The sequence below is a fragment of the Komagataeibacter saccharivorans genome (genome assembly GCF_003207825.1).
GTDB classification, from domain to species: domain Bacteria; phylum Pseudomonadota; class Alphaproteobacteria; order Acetobacterales; family Acetobacteraceae; genus Komagataeibacter; species Komagataeibacter saccharivorans.
Map to the genome: position 1 here is coordinate 1 of NZ_NKTY01000037.1, position 15,086 is coordinate 15,086.

General features: G+C 52.0%; 12 protein-coding genes. 2 read left to right on the forward strand and 10 right to left on the reverse strand.

All coding sequences use genetic code 11. The annotated features are described in order from the left end of the window. Nucleotides 1-186 precede the first annotated feature (186 nt). The 9 genes from CFR79_RS14235 to CFR79_RS14275 form a co-directional block, all read right to left on the reverse strand. On the reverse strand, nt 187-936 hold the full coding sequence (locus tag CFR79_RS14235) for a glycosyltransferase family protein (protein WP_110548333.1): 750 nt from the start codon (nt 934-936) through the stop codon (nt 187-189). Then, on the reverse strand, nt 933-2,552 hold the full coding sequence (locus tag CFR79_RS14240) for a phosphotransferase (RefSeq protein ID WP_110548334.1): 1,620 nt from the start codon (nt 2,550-2,552) through the stop codon (nt 933-935). Before CFR79_RS14240 ends, CFR79_RS14235 begins: the two co-directional genes overlap by 4 nt. Beyond that, the gene (locus tag CFR79_RS14245; protein WP_102325124.1) at nt 2,552-2,953 is read right to left on the reverse strand and encodes an HAD-IIIC family phosphatase; all 402 of its coding nucleotides are present in this window, start codon (nt 2,951-2,953) and stop codon (nt 2,552-2,554) included. The genes CFR79_RS14240 and CFR79_RS14245 overlap by 1 nt, the downstream gene beginning before the upstream one ends. A gap of 713 nt (nt 2,954-3,666) precedes the next feature. Further along, the gene (locus CFR79_RS14250; RefSeq protein WP_110548335.1) at nt 3,667-4,314 is read right to left on the reverse strand and encodes an ABC transporter ATP-binding protein; all 648 of its coding nucleotides are present in this window, start codon (nt 4,312-4,314) and stop codon (nt 3,667-3,669) included. An 85-nt stretch (nt 4,315-4,399) separates the two neighbouring features. Continuing rightward, on the reverse strand, nt 4,400-5,569 hold the full coding sequence (locus tag CFR79_RS14255) for a capsule biosynthesis protein (RefSeq protein WP_110548336.1): 1,170 nt from the start codon (nt 5,567-5,569) through the stop codon (nt 4,400-4,402). A 124-nt stretch (nt 5,570-5,693) separates the two neighbouring features. After that, on the reverse strand, nt 5,694-6,857 hold the full coding sequence (locus CFR79_RS14260) for a polysaccharide biosynthesis/export family protein (RefSeq protein ID WP_243705199.1): 1,164 nt from the start codon (nt 6,855-6,857) through the stop codon (nt 5,694-5,696). 628 nt (nt 6,858-7,485) lie between these two features. Beyond that, nucleotides 7,486-8,706 carry a glycosyltransferase family 4 protein gene (locus CFR79_RS14265; RefSeq protein WP_258373634.1) on the reverse strand — a complete coding sequence of 407 codons (1,221 nt, stop codon included), beginning with the start codon at nt 8,704-8,706 and terminating at the stop codon, nt 7,486-7,488. A gap of 17 nt (nt 8,707-8,723) precedes the next feature. Continuing rightward, a complete protein-coding gene (locus CFR79_RS14270) occupies nt 8,724-10,013 on the reverse strand; it encodes a capsule biosynthesis protein (RefSeq protein ID WP_102325299.1) in 1,290 nt (429 codons plus the stop codon). Nucleotides 10,014-10,068: 55 nt separating this feature from the next. Further along, nucleotides 10,069-11,502 carry a capsular polysaccharide export protein, LipB/KpsS family gene (locus CFR79_RS14275; protein WP_258373635.1) on the reverse strand — a complete coding sequence of 478 codons (1,434 nt, stop codon included), beginning with the start codon at nt 11,500-11,502 and terminating at the stop codon, nt 10,069-10,071. A 732-nt stretch (nt 11,503-12,234) separates the two neighbouring features. On the opposite strand from CFR79_RS14275, the gene CFR79_RS14280 reads away from it, so the two are divergent. Then, nucleotides 12,235-13,548, forward strand: coding sequence for an LTA synthase family protein (locus CFR79_RS14280; protein WP_181417453.1), 1,314 nt, complete (start codon nt 12,235-12,237; stop codon nt 13,546-13,548). 504 nt (nt 13,549-14,052) lie between these two features. Beyond that, complete coding sequence (locus CFR79_RS14285) at nt 14,053-14,664, forward strand: sterol desaturase family protein (RefSeq protein WP_110548340.1); 612 nt, start codon at nt 14,053-14,055, stop codon at nt 14,662-14,664. Between the two features lie 103 nt (nt 14,665-14,767). Here the strand turns inward: CFR79_RS14285 and CFR79_RS16050 are convergent. Next, a partial coding sequence (locus tag CFR79_RS16050) for a hypothetical protein (protein WP_220030300.1) occupies nt 14,768-15,086 on the reverse strand: 319 nt, incomplete at its 5' end.

Consider the following 15,086-nt stretch of genomic DNA (forward strand, 5'->3'; position numbering starts at 1 on the left):
CTCTCGCATACAACTGCAAAAGAATGGCACGGCTTCAGGCAGCATAAGCCGGGTCAGCCTCGGCGTTATCAGCCGCAAAATGCCCAACCCGACAGGCTGCTAGCTCTTTAATAATAAATTCGGCAGACAAAAAAATCTCCAGAATCAAATATTAACGTATGTATTAAATTAACAAGCGTAGTCCATTCAGTTTGAAGCAAAGATGTTAGCTAATTTTTCGCCACCATCTGCAATCAGAGCTTCATATTCCGCAGGCACGCCACAGAATATAACGTCTTCCTTAGGAACAACGGTATATCCGATTTCTTTCCCTGCTTTGATCAGGTGGTTATAGATCGGAGCTACATACAGTTCGTTCTTGCTCGGATTTTTCCGTTCTTCGTTCAAGGCCCAACGGAAAGCATCAACCTGGGCAAACTGATAAAGCCCCGTGCAGCAAAAGCGCGAAATCGGCTCTTTTTCAGTAGTGCGGATAACGCGATTCTGATCGCTGCCATCGGGTTCGACAAACGACCAGTTATCGCCTTCGCCTACGAAGGTTTCCAGATAACCATCTTTCTGGTGAAGCTGCGCAGGAAACGTAAAACCAGGGCGGAAAGTATCTATGTTAAAAATAGTCATGCCGTTGGGGCCAGCATCCGTGATACCATCAATGCCACGTTCAACCGTTTCCGCCTGCCCTGCCGTCATTTCATCAAGGATAACGAGGCGTGCATTGGTCACTCCAAGGGCATCCAGACGCTGACGAACAAAATCTGGCGTATCAAAATCCCGGCGCATGACAAAAGTAAGGGTATCGTCCTGAGCGGCCTTGATGAATCCCATCACGGAATAATCAAAACAGGTATGCTGGCCAAGCGGTAGCATATACTTGGGCTTGGCATATCCGGCTTCACGAAAACGACGGCTCATCCCGACCATAGGAAAAATAATCACGCGCTTGTCTCCATCATCTCTTTCAGTCTGAATGCGTTGGCGAGTATCGCTTTCTGGCGCTTCTTGTTGGTTGTATGGAGTGGCAGCATGCTCAGGAACAGCAACGCTGTCATCGCGATGGCCGAACGGTCCATGCAGGCATATTTTCCCACACGCGTATTTTTATAGAGATTCAACAGATGTTCGCGCGCCGGGTCTGAGCCGAAACTCAGATCCAGGTTATAATCGGAAGATTGCAGATCAAACCTGTCTGCGATCAGGAAATCATAAAACCCGAATATGGAATGCCCAAGCTTGGAAATGTCGTAGCGTGCATCCCCGAACATGGTAAGGGTGCCATTTGACAACATGCCCCGCGGATCTACCACGTTGACGCGGTTTGAGCGGAAATTATAGAAAATATTTCCGAAGTGGAAATCACCATGCCACATGGTGATGTCTTCCTGCGTGGTGGGCGGAATGGCCGCGATCAGTTCTTCACCAAGTGCCTGCAATGAAGGTGCAGCCTTGCCATTGTAACGCCATTCCTTTGTCAGGGAGATGTCGTTGTCCCGTGCAAAGGTTTCCAGTCGCTTACCTGTCTTTCCCTGGATCATATCGTTAAAGAAGATCGCAGGATAATTATCACCGATTTCAAAAGCCTTGGGGCGGATGGACTGCATTTTCCCAAGGAAATCCATGCAGTTGCCCAGGATCAGTTCCCATGTATGGCCAGGAAGTCGCCCAAAGCAGAAGAGTTCGGATATCAGGGGAAAATATAGATATTCCAGTTCATAGCTATACGTTTCCGCAAGGCCGGCATCAATGAAATGCGGCGTATAGGGACGTAGCTTGGGAGGCAGATTCCTGAACCATTCTGCTTCCGCAAAAATTTTACGTTCGGGAGTTCCCGTTTTGACTACCGAGCAGCCATCACTCACGATGCTGTTAAAGGACCGGGCCAGCAGTTCACGGCAACGGGACTGATGGTAGGTATAAAGATGGCCAAAATCCAGCCACGTTATGTCGTATATGGGCTCAAGCGTATTTTTCTGGGCATATTCATTCAGAACTTCAATGAAGCTCCGCTTATGCACCAGGTTCGACTGGACAAGCCCCTTGAACGCGTCGCCGTTATGGAAATTGAAGAAGCCAGCAACGATATCGGTGGTCCGTTCGCTGTCGCGCTGATACTCGTAGAAAACGCACTGACCATCTTTAACTTCAAACTCGCTCCACCGAGCAAGATGATGCGTACCGCCAGCGGCAAAGCCATTTTCCGGCCAAGGCGACGCGCTTTCGATCAGCGTATCGCCAAATAGCACATATACAGAACTACCCTTCTCTACAGAAGCAAGTCCCTGCGACAGACTTTCCAAGATGGATGCCGTCGGCGGAACCCGTTCAATATGGATATTGGCAGCTTCAATACGCTCCATATCATAATGCGGCAGAGGATAATTATCAGGCAGCACAATAATGGGCTGCGCATTCAGAGCGACTGCCTGCTTCAACTGGTCTTCGTAAAGACGACGACCGCCATTAGGAAGAAACGCAGGTGGAAGATTTCCAAATTCTGCAACCAGTTCCGGGCAGATATATGCCCCGCTCAAAATGATAAAGTAAGCGCTGCTCATTATATTTTCTCTTTATTGAGAAGTTCTGTAATCTGATCGTAGCTTAGATCACGAAACTCAGACGGACGAATCGCTTTGTCGTCCACATAAAACCCATCATTTCCACACCAGGGCTTACCAACGACGATTGCATCATAAGGCACTTTATGCCTCTCGAGCCATTCCGTGATAATGGGCAAAGTGTTCTTTATGATGGCCGAGACATCACCATTGTATGTCCGCATATTACGGCTTGTGTGGATGGTAATATGAAATCCGTTTTTCTTATATTCACATATTTTTTTTATAACATCTGGAATGGGGGCGGCTTGGCTATATTTTAAAGCAGGATCTTCGACCTGATCTTCATTTTCATACGGTGTGCAAATCGTATAATCCAAGTCAATTACAAGATTCTTCATCTTATCTCCTGCCAACCCTACGTAACGCGCTATATGATGTGGTCGCCCATTATATCATCTCCATTCTGTTTGGAAATGTTATTGGTGTTTTAGTATCAGGTTGATGACGCCCTGTTTCACGAAACGGGAAGAGAATTTCATAACCACACGCAGATTGTCCGAACGATAGACAATACAGCAGTCGCAAGCTTTGCATCCAAAACCGGTTAGGTCTTGATGTAACCTATTGAGGCAGCAATGAGAATGACGGAGAAGAAGGAGGCGTCTATCTTCTCGCTATTGGGAGCGCGACAGCCCGCCATCCCTTGAACCCTTTGCCCATAGATTTCAAAGCAGATGCCGATGCTCATAAACCCATTTGGGACAGGCGACTACCGGAACTCTGCGCGGATGTAGAATGCTTGGACGAAAGCCACGGCTCCAGCTGATAAACCGGTTGTATAAGGTCTTGTGCAGTTCATATGCTCCCGTATCATCTTCCGCCCATTACGAATCACATACATGGTCCCACTGCATGTGACGATCGTCCTCGTGCGGCCATACGCCTGCAAAAAACAACTCAATCCGTATCATCTGACTTTTTTATAGTAAAAAATAGGCTGCCCACAGGCTTGACCTTCTACAAACCTGTGAATTACCCATCGTGGAGCGTCTAAACAGTTCAACAAATCGGCCACGATTCTAAAATTATGGGAATTACTTTTATATTTTATTTATAAGGAATGATATAAATCAATACCATCCTGCACACTTGGGCATTCTATCATTTTTCGATTATGAATTACTGCACTTTTATCACATATCTCTTTAATAAAGTTCATATCATGTGAGACAATAATAAGGGCACGATCGGCACGCTTGATAAAGAGTTCGTCCCGACAGCGTTCAAAAAAGCGAGCATCGCCCACCATGATGACTTCATCAATAAGATAGCAATCAAATTCAATAACTACAGAAAGAGCGAATGCCAACCGAGCCCGCATTCCTGAAGAATACGTCTTGACTGGATCCATTAATTGTTTCCCAAGTTCCGAGAAATCATCAACGTATTTACGGGTTTTTTTATAATCAAGATTATAGATTCGACAAATAAATCGTAGATTATCCAGCCCACTTAAGCTTCCTTGGAAGGCACCTCCAAATGCAAGGGGCCAGGAAACTGACATATTGCGTTGAACCCGACCGGAAGTACTCAGTTCAACACCTCCAAGAATCTTAATGAGTGTTGACTTACCCGCGCCATTCCTTCCGAGAATTCCTAGCTTTTCTCCGCGCTCAACCTGGAAACTGACGTGATCAAGAATTCGCCTTGTCTGCCCGTCTACATGATAATCTTTAACAATATCAATACAACGCAACATGTCAGGATTTTTTCCTCAAAAAACTGAAAGGCAGAAGGCCTGCCTATTCAGCGAATATTCAGGACGAATCATAGATTACACATAATCACCGGAGGTGGCGTTCCTGTGCACCGGCAATAAGCAGACGACCCATAACAAAAAGTCCCAGACAGGAAAAAAAGACAATGACAAGCACAACGATATTGCGAGGATATTCGGGCCAGTCAGCAGCATTTGGCTGAGCGACCTCATCAACGTAGATCATCTGCTGGTTTGCCTGCTGCTTAGCTCCTTCAAGCGATGCAACATTACTGAGCAAAATCCGCTGCTGGATGTCCCGTTGTACCATAAGGTCTTCATACCCGGTAATCTTGGGCACGAGGGATGTATCGGACCCTGTAATCTCACTTCCTGATTTCTTGATCTGCTCAGACAGGACATCGGCCTGATGCTGGTAAGCAGATATCAAGGGGCTATTGGGAGCAGCCTCGCGTAGCTGATTCAACTGCATCTGGGTAGATGTCAGCATATTCTGAAGACTGGTAACAAAACCAACCATGGGGCCAGATTGCCGCATGGGATCAATTAAAGCAACAACATTACGATATTCAGCCAGCTTCTGGTTAAGATCGCGCAGCTTGGATTCAGCTGTCTTCACTTCTGCGCTAGTTGCACGAATCAGGTTTTCCCTCTGACGTTGGTTAATATCGTTTACAAGGTTCTCGCCAGCGTCCAACAAAGCTCGGGCAATTTTTTGAGAATCCTCTGCACGGAAAGTACGAACCGTCAGAATAGAAATATTGGTTTCCGAATCCTGTTCAACCAGGACATGTCTTTTGTAATAATTATAAAAATGCTCAAAGTTTCTTTGAAAAAGAAAAAATGGGTACCGCGCCAGAAAATCCGCCTCAGGGCGAGAATACACATCCAGCAATTTATTTTGCTTGATAAGCAGTTCAGCCGCATCACGTGATTGCATATAATCCTGAACTACATACGTATTTTCAGACGTGGAGCCGCTCCCCCCGCTACTGGATTGCAGAATACTGCTCAGGGATATACCCGACTGGGCTGAATGCCCACGCACTACGAAATGCGCTTCAGATATGTACTGCGGTGTTGCTATGAGCGATAAATAAAGGAATGTTATGAACGTTGGGCCCAGAACGAATATAACAAAGTATATATGCCCCCGAAACCAGTTTAATATCTTGGTCAGCAGGGAGTCCTCCTGATACTGATCTTCACCATCATGAGTGTGTATGTCGATATTCATGGAGCATCGTTCCGGTCAAAAACGCAGGAGAGGATATTGGGCAGAGCTTTTCCAAGGATATGATCACCCATACAGGGCATTACATACATCCTCATAAAAACCTTATATTCCTGGCGCCTACTCATTATTTTGCTATCCAAGCCGCTGTAATGCCTGGCGAAACAAGAGTACTGATTAATCCGAAGAATTTATAAAATTTATTACTTGAAGAATTGGCGACGTACAGTAGATCCCGGTCACGCATCATGAATTTATCTGCCAGAAAATAATTACTAGGATTCATCATGTCGAGTTGATAGATAACTGGCCCAGTAGTTGCGTTTTCATCAATGGGCATGCCCAGATGACGCAAGACATCAGCACTTTCAAAACGGAACAGATAAACCGCGTTTGGGTCTGCCCGGGAATCTATTGGACCACCCACACGTGAGATGGCCTCGGCCATGGTCAGTGTCGGCGTTGAAAACTGGGTCTGGGTAACCTGTCCGCTCGCACCAAAAACCGTGTAGCTACGCGGCTGAAAGACAAGTTGCACCCGGTCGCCCGGCTGCATGACAATATTCTGCTGCGGGTCGTTTTCTATGGTTTTAAGGGGCAGTTCGGCAACCTGCTCATTGCGTATCAGCCTGACAGTGTAATCTTCATCCGATTGGGATGTATGATCTTCTCCGCCGGCGAGAGCGATAACATCCAGAATCCGCTCCTGATTCGGTGTCAGGGTTATACGGCTGGGATGCCTGACGCCCCCGTAAACCATAACTGAATTGGCAATATCAGAGACAATACGCACCACGACCTGCGGCGCCATTGATTTCTGCCTGAGCTTGGCTGCGATGGCCAGAGAGACATCATTGGTAGTCATTCCCGTAACATGGATCTGACCGGCAAAAGGAATTTCGATGTTGCCGCTTCCATCCACATTGACAGGTGGCAGACTGGAAGCGGTAGACGAAGTGGGCATCGCATTGGTGCCCCCTGCAGTAGATGCAGCCATCGTCGCGCTGCTGGGACTGAAAATCGCACTGCCGACTTCATATATGGATATTTGCAGGACATCCCCAGGGCCAACCGTATCATTACTGGCATGAGAGGCGCTCCCAGCAGTTTCGACGTCGAAACTGCTGAAAAGTGGAGGAGCCTTACTTTGTAGCAAAGCTACCAGTTCGGGGCTAATCTGAACGATGCCATAACCAAGGTTATTTTTTTTCGGGTCACGCTGCGAATGTTTAACCTGAGCTTCTGTTGGACCGCTGTCTGGCAGCGAATTGCATCCCGCCAGAAGCAACAATCCCCCCCCGATTGCGACAAGGCATCCTCTCTTCAGGGCAGGAGATTGTATTGGACCCAATTTTTTCAACAGACAGAAGATGGTCAATGGGACACCGCAGATAAAAGTTATGGTAGAGCCGATATCAGACCCGCAAGGCGCACCTACATGCCTACAGATATGAAAGCTGAGAATTGAAGGTCAGACCTTTTATCAGATTCTATTTAAACTGGCCATATGCACAGGGTAACCCCCTCAAAAAATGAATGGCTCCGGCTGAAGAATCTACTTACGATTCCGGTTCAGGCCATACGCTTTAAGACAGGAGATGCAGCGTGCTGTGATATGGATTGCGCTGTGAATGTGTAAGCGCAGCAATCCATATCGGGGTTGCAGGACGTTGGCAGTTCTTTAGCGTTCGGAACATATTTTTGATGTGATGGCTCCTGTTATGCAGATGCCAGTGGCAATCAGACCTTGATTGCCGGTTTTTTCGGCGGATACAGGCTGTGATACTCTGCCCTCCCGGCGGCTGCCAGATTTTGTTACTTTCCTGAATCTGATTTCCTGCAATTTCTTCAGTTTTATCCAGAAAATCCGCCACCAGTATATCGTTGCTCCCGGCAGGCAGGGAATATCCAGGCAGCCCTCAACCCGATATGTGATGTTCAGTCGCAATGGCATCCGCAAAAGCAACGCCTTCGGCCGCGCGGACGGGCCAGTCGGCGAAACCGAGTGGTGCAATATCTGCGGGACCGGGTCTTTTGGGATGGCGGTCGGGCATCTGGTCCATGATGGCTGTCTGCCATGCCGGTCCATTGGTGGGATCCAGATAAAGTGCCACATCCCCCGCAACTTCCCTGAAAACGGGCAGGTCGCTGCATATGCAGGGAACACCCAGCATCAGGGCTTCAGCCAGAGGCAGGCCAAAACCTTCCGCAAAGGAGGGGAACAGCAGTCCCTGCGAACGGCGCAGCAGGGCGACAACCTGTGGATCTGACAGGTCATTATGTTCGATAACATGACCCTGAAGGGCCGGACAGCGCTCCAGCATGTCGAGGACGTTTTCGTTTTCCCAGCCCCGACGTCCGACCAGTATCAGTTGCGGCGCGTGCTCCCCCAGTTCTTGAACCATGTTCCGCCACTGGTTGAGGAGCAGAAGATGGTTTTTCCGGGGTTCGATGGTGCCAAGGGAAACGAAGTAGGGCCGCTGGTCCTGCGATGTGCGGGGCATGGTTACGGTCTCTTCGCGCATTGCATGCAGGTGCAGGCCGTGCGGAATGGTTTTTACCGTTATCTTCCGTCCCGACCGGGCGATGAAGGGGGCAAGGGAGGCTTCGACTGCCTTGGATGGCACAATGACACCATCGGCCAGATCCGTAACGGTGGTGATGCGGCGCAGATGACGCTCCGGTTCGGCAGGTCGTGCGTATTCAGGAAATTCGATGGGAATCAGGTCGTGCACCATCGATACGAATACGGCCCTGTGACGGCGCAGGAAGCGCGCAATGGAGTCAGGACGTGTCAGGTGATGATGGGATACCAGCAGGTATATGCCGCCCGGTTGCACTGCGGAGCCTGAGGCCAGCGTCCTGACAAAGGTCAGGTGCCGGGCCGTCCATTTTGTGGTGCGGGGCGATACTTTTTCGCCGTTCCATACCGCTTCCATCTGATCGATGAATGCAATGACCTCATCGCGCTGCAGCAGCCCGATATGTCCCAGTGGGTGGATCGCGGTAAAAATGGTCCGCTCTGCTGCGTGGCGCAGCAGATAGCGGACATATTCCACCTCAACCCGATCGATACCTGTGGGTACGGGATTACCGGCACGCGAAAGCAGCCGCGAAACATCCATAAAAATCTGTGGCATACGACCTGACAAAATATTCATACCCGGTCGTGGGTCACGACAGTAGGCTGGCTTGCGCGCGACGGTTTCCGGGTGGGAAGGTGGAGCCTGAAGTGCGGTGTGCCGCTGGCGACGGTTTCCGATGCGATCCGTTCGGGAGCCGGACTGCGGCTGATCCGCTCAAGCACGCCCTGTATCAGCTGTTTCAGGCCCTGTTCGGAGAAGAAGCCGCCGGGGATCAGGCAGCGGTCAATCAGCACCCGGCGGAAAGCATCATAGGTCGCCTTGTCGGGCGGTGTGGGAGATACCCAGAACGTATCCAGGTCGCACTGATCGGTTACGTCGGGAATGTTGTATACGGCCTGTCCCATCGCCAGCACCGGCACGCCACAGGCAAGCGCCAGCGTGCCCGTTGTGCTGTTGATGGTGACGACACCCCGTGCTTTTTGCACCAGCAGGGCGATGTCGCCCGTCTCAATGTAGAAAACCCGGTCGCCTACCTTATGTTCGCGGGCGATATCATTGATCAGGCTGCGCCAGTCCCGCACGCCGTTATCAAGGGGATGTTCCTTGATCAGCAGGACGGTATCAGATGGTGCATGGGCCGCGAAGGAACTGATGACACGCCGGATCGCGGGTTCCATGCCCGCAAACGATGAATGGAGACGTACCTGTGCATCCGCATCAAGCTGCAACGGAAACAGCATGTAGGGGTGACCGCTATCGGTAATATGCTGCATGATTTCCTGTGTCAGGATTTCAGCAGCCTTGCGGTTACGCAGGCGCTTGAGCCAGCCGATCCCTTCGGTCCATGGATGCCAGGGACGGTAGTCATTCCATTTGTGGAAATACCACCGGGTCAGGATGTCAGCAGCATTATAGGCTACAGCTTCCAGTGCGCGCCTGCGGAAGGATGAGGGAACCGTATTGTGTACTGGTGCGGGTGGCAGACGGGCCGCCTCCGCCCTGTACCACGCAGGGTCACGCGGCAGGCTGGAATTGCCGTTCACCCCGTCCACTTCCAACGTGACCCAGTCAGGGCGGATATAGCCTTCCTCGAATACATGGACCGGAATGTGGCGCTGGCCGCAGAATTCAATCGCGGCCTTATGCATCGGGCGGCAATCCCCGAACAGCATGACGTCCGTAATCTGGTGGCGGTTGATTACGTCTTCCAGAAAGACAGGCCAGTGCTGTCCGTCGCCTGTATAATCAATACCATGGGGCAGGCGCCAGAATAGCTGGTCGCCCCCATTGAAATTGATCTTGTAAACCTCATGCCCGCTTTTACGCAGCGCGATCCCGACCATGCGGAAGAAAGGCCCCATCAGTCCCTGAAGCAGAAGAAACCGCCTGGGTGATGTCTCTTTCCTGACGAAAGGATCATGCATCAGGGTTTGCCCTTTTTGTATTTTGTTTCTCACCTGCAACAGGGGTAACCCGTTCCGTTTTCATCTGGCCAAGCCTGCGCCTGACCCGCCCCTGTATTTCGCGCGCACGCATTAGTAAAGTGGGACGCCACAACCGTGCATCCTGGATTCTGTCAATAAGCATTTCAGGTTCGCACGGCAGGCGGGTTAGCGGGTCAATATATGACGGATAAAGGAGTAGTGTGCCCGCGACAAGTTCTTCCAGCGTAAGGCTGCGATGCCGACGCGTATGGGGAACCGGCCCCAGATCTGTGGTAAGTCCCCATCCGGCATAAAATGGCACGCCATAAGTAACGACCTGTACCCCACGCAGCAGGGCCTCGAACCCGGCGAGGGATGTCAGCGTATGAACCGCATCCACCTTCGACAGAAGGGAGATAACGGAGCCGCCGCGACTGATCTGGTCAGCATATTGCCTTACTTCCGCGTCATTCAATGCCCCCGCGCGATGCCCTGCATTCACGTCAGGGTGAGGCCTGTAGATGACGACAGCGTCCGGATTCCGGGCGCGGACGGCGCGAAGCAGATCCATATTGCTGGTAATGGTCCCTCCACCCAGCAGGACCGACATATCATCACTGACCTGACCGGGCACCAGAATGACGGGACGCCTGCCGACGGGCGTATCCCCCCGTTCGGGTAATGCCCCATCCGTATCGACACCGTATTTGGAAATGCCACCTGCGACCACCAGGTCGATCAGTTTCCGTGCCCGTTCACGCAGCGTGTCGTCGAAGGGGTGGGTCGCCAGTATATGCTCAAGGTCGCTGGGGCGGGACGGATCGTAATAAATTCCCCGCCGGTCGAGAAAAATGGAACACGGTACCTGTAATCCACTGCCCAGACCAACGGACCGTATGAACCCGTCTTCCACCCGCCAGATTTCTAGCCCGGCAGTACGGGCTGCTGCTTCCAGCCCCTGCGGAATGCGCGTGGCCCACACGGCGACACCCTGTGTATCGTGGCCGGATCGGGAACGCTTAATGCGCCGAAGCGCACTGGGATAACGGATAAAGGGTGGTGAACCGGGGGCTGTAGTCAGGAATTCGGCAATCCTGCGCCGTTTCCACAGGGACATGCCCGCGCAGGCCGCGACCTGTCGGTTGGACAGGATCGTGCGACGCCATAGCGTAAGGATTGCGATGGCCTCGCGGCATCCGATCGGCTTTCCGGTATAGGGGTCGATATACCGCGTGCCCCGGATCAGGCGGAGGCAGGCATCTGATCGTGTCCAGACGGTGGGGAGAGCGCCGGTTTCCCTATGTACGAGAACTGGCAGGCCACGCATGGCGGCCAGATCGGCCAGATCATGCGGCCCTGTGCAATGCACTTCGCGCGCGCCATCCAGCAGGGCATGCGGATCGACCTGCGCATCTGTGACGGCCACGCCGTGGCATCGTGCAATCCTTACGGCTGAGCCGTGGGGATGACGGACAACCAGCAGTATACTTTCAGATGGATAGTGCCGTAGCGCCCATGACAGAAGGCGGGAGGCCAGCTTCTGGTCCGCTGCGGGAAGATGGCCATCGCATATCACGATGGGCCGCGTTACATGCGGCGCTGGACCCCAGAATGCCCCACCAACACGTCCGCTTACGATCAGATTTGCAGTATCTTCATCGTCGGGAGCAAGTGTAGCGGTAAGGTCTGCGGGATGACAGGAAGAACGGCTGACAGAAAGGGAAGGCATACCCCTGCGCATTGGGGGGGACCGTAAGAGGGGGGGCATAATTCCATTTCTCATTATTCTTGTTTCATCAGTCCGTGTATCTGTCTTCCTGATTGTCAATATTATGGCGATGCGGCATCTGGGGTGCCTGCATCAGCCGACACGTTATATATTCAGAAAATCAAAAGAGAAGGGTCATTGTGCCGTATCCACTGTTTATGTCCTTTCATGCCGGGTAAGCGAAGTGCGGCGGGCTGGATGGTATGGGGCATGTTCTGCCTGTAGGATGGGTTGGAAAAGCAGGTTGGAATGAACATCGCATCAAACTTTGGATTTCCTGTGGCAGTTTTCGGGACGGCGTTTTTTATAACCTTCCTGACAGAACGCCTGACGCGGCCATCTGTTCAGGTGGGGCGGTCATATGCCCGCTTTGTCATCCATGGTCTGATCATGGGGCAGATCTATGGTCTGTGTGCCTTTCTTTCCGGCTCGGCGTGGCTGTCGGGCTGTGTCATGGTACTGCTGGCTGTGGTGGGGGTTGTGGCCTCCAACATAAAATGGTCGCTTCTGGGTGAGCCGCTGCTGTTCAGCGATGTGGTTGTGGCGCAAAGTTTCCTGCGCAATCCGAAATTTTATCTGTTTTCCATTCCTCCGCTCGCGCGGGTGGCGGTGGTTGCAATCGTGCTGATTGTTCCCGCCCTGTTTATTTATGTCTCCGTTGAGGGGCTGCGACCGGGCACGCGGATCACCGGGCTGTGCATGGTGGTCGCGGCGTCCCTTGGGCTGCGGGTCGTGCCCGCGTCACGCTGGGCACCGGCGCCGAATATCAGTAAGGATATTGGCCGTCTGGGGCTGATCGGTTCGCTTTATCTTTACTGGCGTCGCTGGCAGGCGGAGCCTGATTGTGCTCCACTACCACCGGTGCCATCCACGACCAGACCCGCGCGGGATGTGGTGGTGGTGGTGCAGTGTGAATCCTTTGCTGACCCGTACACTCTTGGCCTGAGCGAAACTGCCCTCCCGACCATGAGTGGCCTGCGGAGCGCGCAGGCAGCTGCATCCGCATGGGGCGCGCTACAGGTCAGTGGTTTTGGTGCCTATACAATGCGTACGGAATATGGCGTGCTGTTTGGACGCACGGAAGCACAACTTGGTTTCCGTTATTTCGACCCGTTTCTGACCGCTGCGCGGGAGAAGGAATTCGCATTGCCATACCGACTGGGTGCGGCAGGATACCGCAGCGTGTTCGTCCATCCGCACGATCTGGGGTTTTACGGTCGGGACCGCCTTATGCCCGCCATCGGTTTCGAGCGCCTGATCGGCGATGATGCCTTCGCTCATGCTGCGTCCGCCAGTATGCCCTACACGCAGGACTGTGATGTTGCGGATGCGATCCTTCGGCTGGTCGATGCGGAGGGAGCGGAACCCCTGTTCGTATATGCCGTGACCATGGAAAATCACGGTCCCTGGCCAAACGGGAAAGGCGAGGGTGTGGCCCATTACCTGCGCCATTTACAGGGCAGCGATCAGATGCTGGCCACGCTGATGAAGGGTTTTCAGGAGCGGGCCTGTAAGGCCACGCTGGTATTTTTTGGGGATCATCGCCCGTCCATCCCCGGTTCGGTTGTTCCCGGCGGGGCGCGGCATACGCCTTTCGTTGTCGTGGATTTTCCTCTTTCCGGCCATAAAAACGCTTTATCCGCACAGGATATTTCTCCTGCAGGCCTTCATGGTCTGATCGAAGCCCGCGCACTGGAACGATGACTGTATGGCGACGCAGAAAGCTGTAACTGACATCCTCCACGTCACATTCTTGATCCCCGCGATCGGAAGCCTTCGATGGAGAAAGGTCATGGAGCATAGGCGTGATGAGGAAAGGCGGCAGGCCGATATAGTCTGCCAATACGCAGTTCCGCAATCCCCCATGCAAATGATGATACCGACCCGCCCCGGCTTCTATTGCGGGTATCAACCCACACGGGTAAGGAATGCCCGGAGAGAGCGGGGCAAAATCCCTAAACGGCCTCAGGACGGTAGAAATATGACGGGATTGGAAGGAAGTGCGGCTACAATGCAACTCTGTGCACCTGTCTGCGTCCCGTTAAGATGATGGTGTTTTTTTCCATATAGTCCCGCAGGAAGGAATGGTATGTCCTGCCATAAGGGGCTAAAGAAAGCATGATATTGATATGGTCCGCATTAATACCCCGGCTTGTAGAGTTTTGTTAATGCGTCTAAAATAAAAGACTGAAAACGGAAAATGGGAATATGAAGCGCCCGTCCCGATCACATAATGAGGCTCCCGTTCGTCTGTTTCAGAACGAGATTCTTGAGCGTCTGACGCAAATTTCTTTCCGGACCTTCGTATTGGTCTGGAGTGCGCTGTTGCTTGTCCTGCTCATTGTAGGGGGAAAGGCCAGCCATTCCTATGGCGCATTCCTGCTGGCGACCGGCAGTGGTTTTGCCGTGTGGTTCGTGGTCGAATATTTCACCCACCGTTTTCTTTTCCACCTGCAGCTTCGTTCCCGCATTGGACAGGCGCTGATCTTCATGCTGCATGGCAACCACCATGTTCAGCCGAATCACCCGCTGCGCAACCTCATGCCGCTGGGGCTTTCCATCCCGCTGGCCGGACTACTGTGGGCAGGCGGGGTCATGATCGGCGGCATGGGCAACGGTGGATGCTTTGTTGCTGGCTTTATCATGGGATATGTCATTTATGACGTAGTGCATTATGCCTGCCATCAGTTTCCCATGCGGCTGCCGGTCCTGCGTTCCATAAAGAAACATCACGTTCAGCATCATTATGTTGCGCCAGAATCAAATTTTGCGATTACGGCTATTTTTCTGGACCGTGTGTTCAGAACCAAAATACATTGAGTATATTTTAAGAATTTATTAATGCCTGCATAACAGGAACCTTCAGGGTTCGCCAAAAATTTTGAAAATCCCAAGCGATTTAAAATAGCCGTCCAATCGTTCTTCAGGCACTCCCTTCCAATTGACGCGGCTTGGGTCCGGACTCATTCTTTAAAATAGAAAATGCAGCTTGCCGCAATGTAGATTGCGGACATGGAATGCATGAGCGCATCGTCCGTATACGGTTGCGTGTGCCTCGCCTGTCTTTCAGTTTTCCAGACATGCAGCGCCTTTTATACAGACGCCAGCCCCGGGGAAGCTTAACTTCCAGTTTTTTCAATAGATGTTTAGTCCCAGGATTTGATGGTGCATTATTTTCACGAGAGTGGAAGGAAGCGCTATGGGCCAGGTTCACCACGGAAGCGCCACGACGACAGCGGCAG